Raw genomic sequence first — 9,204 nt, 5'->3', positions numbered from 1 at the left:
AAGTCTTTTTCATCCCCATCTAAACCACCAACTCTGTTTTGGTATACCAAAAAACTGGTATTCAAAACGATTATTGTGGTGATTTTGAAAAGTCAAGAGGTTTTATGATGAATAATCTACTCTTTTATGACATTTGCATTTCAATTAAACTTAGCTTGATTCAAACAGAAAATCGTCCAAAAAAACCTTACATAATTTGTAAGGTTAGCTTGATGACATTGAAGCTGAGCCTCCTCGGCATGCCTGCGGGGTCTCAGCCTTTCCTCAATTCCCGTAGGAGTCGATGGTCTTCCGCTCCATTCCACTAGTTCTTAGAATTAGTATTCAAAATCAAAAAATCTATTAATGACAGCAAATAAAAACCCGAACTATTAGGTCAATGTTTAATTGACATATCACCTAATAATTCGGGTTTATCATTAGCTTTAATACTTAAGGCCCAGCCTCTTTCTTACTACATTATTGATATGAACCTATGAAAATGTTAGGAATATCTCTTATTTTTTATTCATCATTTTAGAAATTGTATTAAAATCAAGTTTTTCTTTGCCATTTACAATTGAATTAACGATTTTGTCTTCCATTTCTTTCGAAACTGGTTTGTTAGCAATTTGAGAAACTCGTTGAATGACACCACGTACTGTTTTTTCATCTTTAAAGTTTGCTCCTTGTAAAGAGTTAGCTAACGATAATACATCATTCATATTAACACCTGTTTTGCCTTCAAGGTTTTTAAAGAATTTGCTATCCATTTTCCCGCCTCCTTAATTCATGATATATACTATGAGCTTTCGTTATAAATGTGATTAAAACTTTACACTTTTAAAACTATGGCTATGTTAAAGCTTAATGTTGATTTTTCAGCACTTTGTTGATTGGAGTGAAAGGCATGAGACTCCTGCGGGAGGAGCGTGTCAAAGGGAGACCCCACAGGCGCTTGCGCCGAGGAGGCTCCCGGACCGCCCGCGGAAAGCGAATGCCTGTAACGGAAATCAACAACAAAGTTTAACAGAGCCAAAACTATAAGTAGACTAAACCGCACGATATCATTATTTTCAACAAGATAATTCAAATAAAATCAGTCTTAAAAATGAACAAACGAAAACCCGAGCTAAGTTTATGCCCGGTTTTTCGCTTTTAAAAATTAGTTATAAAAAGAAGCTCCAACGATGATTAAAAGAATGAACAATACAACGATTAATACAAAAGTATTTCCGTAGTAACCGCCACCACCATAGTTACCACCTGCGTAACCGTAACCCATGTGCTAAGCACCTCCTCTTTTCTATCGTCACTGTATTTTATGAAAAGAGAGGTTGGATTGTTTGGACATAATCACTATTTAATGAAAGATTACACCATAAAAAGTTATTTAAAAAACGTCTTATTTATTTATCAAGTTGATTTTTTATTAACCATTTTTCAATTTCTACAGAAGTGAATTCCATTTTTTCTTCAAAAGCCTCTGCTGTAGAATCCAAGCTTGCTAAATCATTCTCCTTTCTCTTTATTCTTTCATCCTCCTTATTTTGAAGTTCATCATGATGACGATATTTAGCTTGAATCCATTCATTAAAGAATCCTTCAATTTTCCCCATGGTTTCTCTCCTTTTTATATTCTAAATGGTCTTGGTAAAAGTCCAAATATAGATCACCACGAACATCTATTTGCCCCAAAAATATTTCTTTTACAGCTTTTTTTCTCGATCGAAGCTTTTCTTTTATCCAATCCAAACTATAACCAGCTTCATAGATTGTTTTCTCTAGAAATTGTCCATCCATAATGATTGTTATTGGTCTTTCACCTATGTTTCCTTTGCTATTAAATAAATCTTCCCACTTAACTGGTTGTTTTTCTTTTTTTAATAACACACTTAATTCTCCATTTGTTTCCAATATAGCAAACTCTACATCTGATATTTGAAAAATATTCTTTTTTCGAAGCTGTTCTAGGAGCTCATCTGTACTATATTTTTCTACCTTCATATTCTCTTCTAAGATCTTTCCATCTTGAATAAAGGTTCTAGCTTTTCCTTCGACAATGTCTCGAAAGCCTTTACTTTTCAGTGCAATAATCGAAATGAAAATTGGAATTGAGAACCATACCAGAATAGAAGTAATTCCATTGACAAGATTTAATTCAAGATCCATCGAAAGGGTACCCGCAATATCACCAACTGTTATACCTACTATATATTCAAAAAATGATAACTTCGACAATTGCTTTTTTCCTAATATCTTTGTAATAAAAAATAAACCGAAGATAATTGAGATTGATCTTATTATGACTTCAATCCAACCAGGCATCATATTTTTCTCCTTGTATCACTAATTTAATTGCATTTGTAGTATGTACATCATTTGTAAAAATATGTTATTTACAAACATAGTGCATCCGCCTTTCCCAGTTATCTATTTCTTCCATAGATTGTATTAACCGTTTAGAAGGGAGGTTTTTGAAATAGACTATTTAAGATGGAATGAGCATCCTTATTCTGGTGAACGTACTGCACCGAGAAACGGAGAGGCACCACACGCTGGTTCTTGGGTACCTTTTTTTCTAAAAAACAATGAAAATGGTACCTTCTTAGACCCTAATGGAAGAAAGATCACATTGAATATTACACATCCAGATCATATTCATTGGGAAAGACAACTAACAAAAGTTGAAGATGTTCTTGATAACATTACAGAAGAAGAAATAGACATAGCTAAATACTATGGAACAGGCGTAGCAACAAAGCAATGGACACCTGTCATTGATCGACTGATTGATTCATATGGGGTGTCTGCACCACATGCAGCGAGAATATTGGCTATTACAGAAGCAGCAATAAATGATGCTTTTATTGTTGCTTGGGCGCTAAAGTATAAATGGCTTGTTGCAAGACCAAATCAATACAACCCTAATTTAGAAACCATTTTATGTACACCTAGACATCCAACGTATCCTTCGGGTCATGCAACAATCTCAGGTTGTGCAGAGGAAGTTTTAAGTTATTTTTTCCCTGGAGCAAAAGGAAAAATTCATCAAATAGCTGAGGCTGATGCAAAATCCAGATTGTATGCTGGGGTTCATTTTCCAGTAGATAATGATGAGGGGTTAAAGCTAGGAAGACAAATAGGAAAGATCGTAGCAAATCATGTTAGCAAACAAGTAGATGATCGAAATCTACCAATTGACAAACCTTACAGAAGAAAAAATAATGTTCAACTTACACCACCATCAGATTATCGTCAAGTAATTCCCTATGCATTTTCTGATGAATGTCAGTCTTTAATAAGAAACAGAAAAAAAATTGAAGAAGTTCTTGAAAAACCAAAACTTTATATTTAGATTGTCGTCATATAAAAAGCACAAGGCCACCTCTGACTCATTTAGGCGTAAGACGCACAGTAATAGAAGACGTTCTTTGTCCTCAATTCCTGTGTAGCTTATGAAATAAAGAGATTGTGCTCTTTCTTTTTCACACCTCAAAAAAGGGACTGATGATTATTCATCAGTCCCTTTGATTGCTATTTTAATTCTAGAAGCTGACAAGCAGTAAAACAATTAAGGGCGTCTCTTTTTATTCCCACAACCACAACCACTTTTTTTGACCTTTTTCGGTCTTGATACAGCAATTGATTGATTAGATTCATTCGATTTTACGGAAGGATTCAAGCGTGCCTTTTTCATTTAATATCCCACCTTCCTATTCTTATATATTTCATTCAAGTTCATAAAAAATAAAGTGACGAACATGTCCTTTAATGAGTATTCTTTAAATGTGCAGGTAACATTTTTTTTCAGCTTCTATATCCCATTTTATGTATCAGGGAATAATTGTTTCTAAGTGAATTGCCTATTCTATTATTTTTCTTGTCATTGATTCAATCACTCCAGCTAATCCTGCAATAGCAAGAATGATAATAAAGATTTCTGCACCAAATGGCCATAACATCCAAAGTCCAAATAAAAAAGCTGAACACCATACACCTGTACACCAATAGCAGCTTAATAGTTCACCAACCCAAGCTCTTAATCCGGAACCTTTTATTTCTAAGTACGTTTCAAGCTCTCCTTCCTCATTCATTTCTTCAATTTCATTATGAAAAGGTTTACGGATAAACGCCGTTATTTGATCCAATACAATAAGTCTGGTTAAACGAAATGCTGCAAAACCAAAAAGGATAAATTGTAACCAAGTTACCATACCATTTTATTCCACCCTTCTGTTACCAACACTCTATATACATTATGAAAAAGAAATTCAGTTAAGAATATCGAACGACCTCCTTTATTTAAACTTTTCCATGTTTGTCCATCAGCATTTATACGAAAAATGGGTGTAATCCTGTATGTTTGACTCATACAAAAGTTAGGGGATTTGCATTAACTACTGTAAAGGCTAAGCACGAACTTAAAACATAACATTATTCACTTACGCTTCAATAAAGTGAGAATGTTGCTGTCACCGTGCTTTCCTTTTATCTCTAATCAATGAAAGGAGTGAATGTTGATGTCAAAAAGATGGTCAGCTTTAGAAGATTGTAAAAAGGATCACAATCCAACACAAGATGATGTTCAAATAAACGAAACAGTTCAAGCTTCTGAGGAGTATATTTTCATTAAAGATTCATGCAATATCGATGTTACTTCAACTGATACTCAAGTTGCTGTTTCATTGCAAGCTGCTGTTCAAGTTGCTATTGCATTAGTTATTAATTTAACAATTGCAGATAGTAACCGCGCTGAGCAAGTTACTCAACAGCTTCTACAGAGTTCAGTAATTAAACAAGTAAACAAACAAAAACTTATTATCGAAAACTCCCGTGACGTTAAAATAACGACGACAGATACTGATGTAGCGATTTCTCTTCAAGTGTTAATTCAGATTTTATTAGCACTACTTGTTCAAATTGACATTTTATAATCGATCACATGACTAGCTGCATAGAATATCTATCGCAACTGGGAAGTTTTTAGGAAACTTTCTAAACGTTTACGGTTCATAAAGAAAAGTGAGGTGAACAAAATGTCTAATGAAAAATTAAATCTTCAAGAAATCTCTTCAACAATGATGCAACTTTTTGTCCAAGATATTTTCAGCAAAAATAATATTACAGATGAAACGAAAAAGAAATTGTCTGATGAGCAAAAAGCTCAACTTCGTAAAGTAGTAGCAGATCTTCAAGCACAAGTAGATGAGTTTGTTAAAGGATCTAAAGAAAAGCAAACAGAAGAGACTGTTGTCAAAGAAGCTCCTAAAAATACAACATTACGTGACATGATTAAAAAGAAAAAAGAAGACAAATAAACCAAAAATGGTCAAAATCACCAAGATAGATGGCTTATACAAAAATGAAATTTGATCATTTAATAAAAGTAAACCGAAAGGAGGAATTAAACAATGGAAGCAAGACCATATGAATGGGTAGCCTTAGATCGTAACTCTTGTCATCCAACTGATTGTTATTCTAAAGATGAGGTGGCAGCTGTTGGAAATAACAACGTAAACTTCTTCAATGATGATGCAACAGTAAGTCAATCAGCTGACCAAATTAGTGAAACTGATCAAATTTCTTCAGAAACAATTATTGTTAGAGACTCTTGTGATATCAATGTTAATTCAACTGACACTCAAGTAGCTGTTTCCCTTCAAGTTGCCCTTCAAGTTGCTATTGCATTAGTTATCAATTTAACAATCGCTGACAGCAACAGAGCTGAGCAAGTCACTCAACAATTATTACAGCAAACTGACACAACTCAATTAAACAAGCAAAAATTAATAATTGAAAACTCTCGTGACGTAAACGTGACAACAACAGACACAGACGTTGCAATTTCTCTACAAGTTTTACTACAAATTTTAATTGCTTTAGTAGTAAACATCGACATCTTTTAATTAACATGAAGAAGCAGGGTGATCCCCTGCTTTTTTTATTTGGCTCTTGTTAATCTTTGCTATCGATTGCCTTTACAGTCATTCGCTTTCCAGAGAAAAAAGCACCTTTTACCTTGTGAGCTTCCTCGTAAGCTGCGCCAGTCGGATCTCTCTTCGATACTCTTCTCTAAGCAGGAGTTTCATCTTATTCAATTCCAAACAACAAAACACAGGTGCACAGCCTTACAAGGTGGCAAATTGGAAGGTAACCAATTTCATCATTAATTAATAATTTATACTTTCCATAGTACTTTCTTTGCCTTTACTTCAAGCTAAGTTCATTAACATTTAATAAAATAGGGTACTCGTGTCCTTCATTCGCTTTATGACGGACTTTTACTCAGCCTTTCCCCTTGCTTATGTCCTTCATCCGCTTTTTGACGGACTTTTACTCGGCCTTTTCCCTCGCTTATGTCCTTCATCAGCTCTATGACGGACTTTTACTCAGCCTTTCCCCTCGCTTATGTCCTTCATCAGCTCTATGACGGACTTTTACTCAGCCTTTCCCCTCGCTTATGTCCTTCATCCGCTCTATGACAGACTTTTACTCAGCCTTTCCCCTCGCTTATGTCCTTCATCAGCTCTATAACGACCTTTTCCGAGAAAGCGACTACCTGGGAAAAAAGAACAACGATTAACAGCGCTTATAAACAAGCTATTATATTACCTTTACCTAATTCTTTCCCAACGATTCTATAAGAATCTAGACGATAACCCACACACACTAGTCATTTTCCACATAGTCTGTTAAGGACTAAAGTCAAATATTTATTAATTAAGGAGATGGCTAATAATGGGTTGCAAAGATAGAAAAGACTTCGATAACAATTGTGTATGTGAAGCTGTAGAACAAATTTTAGCGGAACAAGAAGCGGTAGAAGATATCTCTTGTCCGACTAGCTGCTTCAGTAATTTATTGAATCCTGTAGCAGGAACAAAAGATACAATCCCTTTCATTTTGTTTGACAAAAAAGGTGGATTATTCAAAGCATTCGGTAATGTTGGTGGATTCTTAGATGATATGACTTGCTTCCAATCAATCTTCTTCCGTGTTGAAGCAGTAAAAGATTGCTGTGCAACACTATCAATTCTACGTCCAGTAGATGTTGATGGAAATACAGAAAGCGTATGTAGTCCTTGTGACGAAGGATTCTTCGGTCTTGAAAAAACTGACTTCTGTATCGAAGTTGACCTAGATTGCTTCTGTGCTATTCAATGTTTATCACCAGAATTAGTTGACCGTATTGCTGACAAAAAGCATCACCACCGTTAATAAACCAACCAATATATTAGACTGCTGAGCTTTCAGCAGTCTTTTCTTTTTTGTTTTGTTAGAGAATCAATGACTTTATATTAATTGAGGAGGAGGATTTGAACGCCTACAAGAACATAGAGCCTAAAGGTACTGAGACAATGTATGAAAACACTAGAAACATGATACCTAACAAGACTCAAACGATAGGAAATGATTAGAAGATCGTGATCAAGCTGGAAATACAAAACATAACCAAAACACTTTAACGAAAATACATAATACACAACATCTATGTAAAATAGGCAAAATACCTAACACCTTTTTATTAGACATTTCTTATACTACTAATAAGACATCATTAGGAGGGGAGCATTATGAAAGATAGATATTTAAATTGTGTTTGTAGTGCAGTCGATGATATTCTCGATCAACAAGAAGCTGTTCATGAAAAATGCCCTACTAGCTGCTACAGTAACCTTCTTAATCCAGTAAAATCTTTAGGAGACACAATTCCGTTTATCTTGTTAACTGATAAAGGAGATCCTTTTCACGCTTTTGGAAATGTAGGATCACACGATTGCTTTAAAACAAATTTCTTTAGAGTTGAGAACATTCATGATTGTTGTGCAACATTGCGTTTATTACTACCAATAGATTGTCACGGTCATCTTGCAGAGAAAATATGTGATGTGAAAAAATTAGTAAAAACAAATAATTGTATTGAAGTGGATCTTACATGCTTCTGTGCAATTCAATGTTTATCACCAACGTTAGTAAAAGGTCATTGAGAAAATCACAAGCGCCTTGTCTAGCCTCGACAAGCTTTCGACGATTAGGAAGAGATGGTGCTCTTTCCCTTCGTTCGAATGGAATTATAACCTATGAACAATTGTATTTTGAGATCGTTAGTTCTTACATCTCTCTACATTCTTAAGGCCATGGTGCTACTAAAGCTAAACACAGAAACTAATATAAAGCTTGTACTTTTTTACTTTCTATGTAAAGTTAGGCATAAACAGTGCCTAACTTCTTATACTCGCTATGTTTCAATTTAATTCCTAAGGACGATTACTGATACAAAAAAATTTTATACATTTGTGATTCTTTTTAAAATCAATGATGTATTTTTGTAAGTAATTTTATACAATTGGTCATTCTTAAAAACCTAATAAATTTATTGACTGAATGTTTTCAAGAGGTAAATCTATAGGCTTTGCATGTGTCAACGAGCGAATTGTCACTATTTTATCTTCTTCTGTCATAATAACTCCTCGATATGTTTCTTCGGTTGTTTCAATTTGGCAAAGAGTTCTTGGCATATTCTTAGGGAGATTTTTAAAGAATTCAATTTTTTCAGCGATATTCATTTGGGTAATTGGTTTTCTTTGTTTACGATATTGTTTAACCGTTTGCTCTTGATCTTGTTCTTGATTTGAATCTTGCTCATGATCATCTTTATCTGCTTGTAAAGAATGAGAATCTTGTAAAACATTCTCCTCAAGGCGATTATTTACCTCCATTTGTGTTTCTTTGCTTGTTTCTTCTTCTGTATCCTCTTCTTTGACTAATGTTTTGACTTGTATATTCCCTTTAAGTTGATTATCTTCTACTACTACATCTTTAGGTTTAGCTTTTTTAACAACAAAAGATTGCATATTCACATTAATATCTTGATTATCCGGTTGGACTATATACATAAGTGGCTTCATGTTATAATGCTTATTCTTCTGATTTTTAGTCATTTCTCTACCTCCAATTCAAAGATGTTCGCACACAACATGTTATGCAATGGAACTAGGTAATGTGCCTATTTTTATAACATTCTTTCGTTTATGCTTGATTTATTTAGACGTTTAAAAAGCTTATAACTCATTTGAAATGTTTCAAATGTAAACCATGGTATCGGAAAAAAGCTAGAAACTCGCTTGAATAAGATGTATATCAGGATCCTCATCCTTATTTAAGAAGCTTAAAATAACAATGAAATAACTAATAAAAACCAAAACTTTACATTCAATTTAC

At 34.1% G+C, this 9,204-nt stretch carries 13 protein-coding genes; 6 read left to right on the top strand and 7 right to left on the bottom strand.

Annotation, left to right across the window (positions count from 1 at the left end; translation table 11 throughout):
• Positions 1-497: 497 nt before the first annotated feature.
• The 4 genes from LC076_RS18835 to LC076_RS18820 all read right to left on the bottom strand — a co-directional run bounded on the left by LC076_RS18835 (position 498) and on the right by LC076_RS18820 (position 2,307).
• On the bottom strand, positions 498-752 hold the full coding sequence (locus LC076_RS18835) for a stage VI sporulation protein F (protein WP_226670631.1): 255 nt from the start codon (positions 750-752) through the stop codon (positions 498-500).
• 392 nt (positions 753-1,144) lie between these two features.
• Positions 1,145-1,264, bottom strand: a complete 120-nt coding sequence (locus LC076_RS18830) for a YjcZ family sporulation protein (protein WP_226670630.1) — start codon at positions 1,262-1,264, stop codon at positions 1,145-1,147.
• 124 nt (positions 1,265-1,388) lie between these two features.
• Positions 1,389-1,598 (bottom strand): hypothetical protein, encoded by a 210-nt coding sequence (locus LC076_RS18825; RefSeq protein WP_226670629.1) that lies wholly within the window; start codon positions 1,596-1,598, stop codon positions 1,389-1,391.
• Positions 1,585-2,307 carry a DUF421 domain-containing protein gene (locus LC076_RS18820; protein ID WP_226670628.1) on the bottom strand — a complete coding sequence of 241 codons (723 nt, stop codon included), beginning with the start codon at positions 2,305-2,307 and terminating at the stop codon, positions 1,585-1,587. Before LC076_RS18820 ends, LC076_RS18825 begins: the two co-directional genes overlap by 14 nt.
• A 307-nt stretch (positions 2,308-2,614) precedes the next feature.
• Here LC076_RS18820 and LC076_RS18815 point away from each other — a divergent pair, with 307 nt between their 5' ends.
• Entirely contained in the window at positions 2,615-3,337 is a 723-nt protein-coding gene (locus LC076_RS18815; protein WP_226670627.1) for a vanadium-dependent haloperoxidase, read from the top strand.
• Positions 3,338-3,553: 216 nt separating this feature from the next.
• On the opposite strand, the gene LC076_RS24255 is transcribed toward LC076_RS18815, so the two are convergent.
• Positions 3,554-3,679: a hypothetical protein gene (locus LC076_RS24255; RefSeq protein WP_264191607.1), complete on the bottom strand. Its 126-nt coding sequence runs from the start codon at positions 3,677-3,679 to the stop codon at positions 3,554-3,556.
• Between the two features lie 166 nt (positions 3,680-3,845).
• Complete coding sequence (locus tag LC076_RS18810) at positions 3,846-4,196, bottom strand: DUF1360 domain-containing protein (RefSeq protein ID WP_226670626.1); 351 nt, start codon at positions 4,194-4,196, stop codon at positions 3,846-3,848.
• 306 nt (positions 4,197-4,502) lie between these two features.
• On the opposite strand from LC076_RS18810, the gene LC076_RS18805 reads away from it, so the two are divergent.
• The 5 genes from LC076_RS18805 (at position 4,503) to LC076_RS18785 (ending at position 7,970) form a co-directional block, all read left to right on the top strand.
• Positions 4,503-4,916 (top strand): spore coat protein, encoded by a 414-nt coding sequence (locus tag LC076_RS18805; protein ID WP_319005551.1) that lies wholly within the window; start codon positions 4,503-4,505, stop codon positions 4,914-4,916.
• 102 nt (positions 4,917-5,018) lie between these two features.
• Entirely contained in the window at positions 5,019-5,300 is a 282-nt protein-coding gene (locus LC076_RS18800) for a hypothetical protein (protein ID WP_226670624.1), read from the top strand.
• A 93-nt stretch (positions 5,301-5,393) separates the two neighbouring features.
• Complete coding sequence (locus LC076_RS18795; RefSeq protein WP_226670623.1) at positions 5,394-5,888, top strand: spore coat protein; 495 nt, start codon at positions 5,394-5,396, stop codon at positions 5,886-5,888.
• A gap of 832 nt (positions 5,889-6,720) precedes the next feature.
• Positions 6,721-7,200 carry a CotY/CotZ family spore coat protein gene (locus LC076_RS18790; protein ID WP_226670622.1) on the top strand — a complete coding sequence of 160 codons (480 nt, stop codon included), beginning with the start codon at positions 6,721-6,723 and terminating at the stop codon, positions 7,198-7,200.
• 356 nt (positions 7,201-7,556) lie between these two features.
• Positions 7,557-7,970, top strand: a complete 414-nt coding sequence (locus LC076_RS18785) for a CotY/CotZ family spore coat protein (protein ID WP_226670621.1) — start codon at positions 7,557-7,559, stop codon at positions 7,968-7,970.
• 369 nt (positions 7,971-8,339) lie between these two features.
• Here LC076_RS18785 and LC076_RS18780 read toward each other — a convergent pair whose 3' ends face one another.
• A complete protein-coding gene (locus LC076_RS18780) occupies positions 8,340-8,924 on the bottom strand; it encodes a CotO family spore coat protein (protein ID WP_226670620.1) in 585 nt (194 codons plus the stop codon).
• Positions 8,925-9,204: the final 280 nt, after the last annotated feature.

Origin of the sequence: Metabacillus litoralis, assembly GCF_020524045.1 — a bacterium.
GTDB classification, from domain to species: Bacteria; Bacillota; Bacilli; order Bacillales; family Bacillaceae; genus Metabacillus; species Metabacillus litoralis_C.
This window is presented reverse-complemented; position numbering and strand designations above follow the sequence as displayed.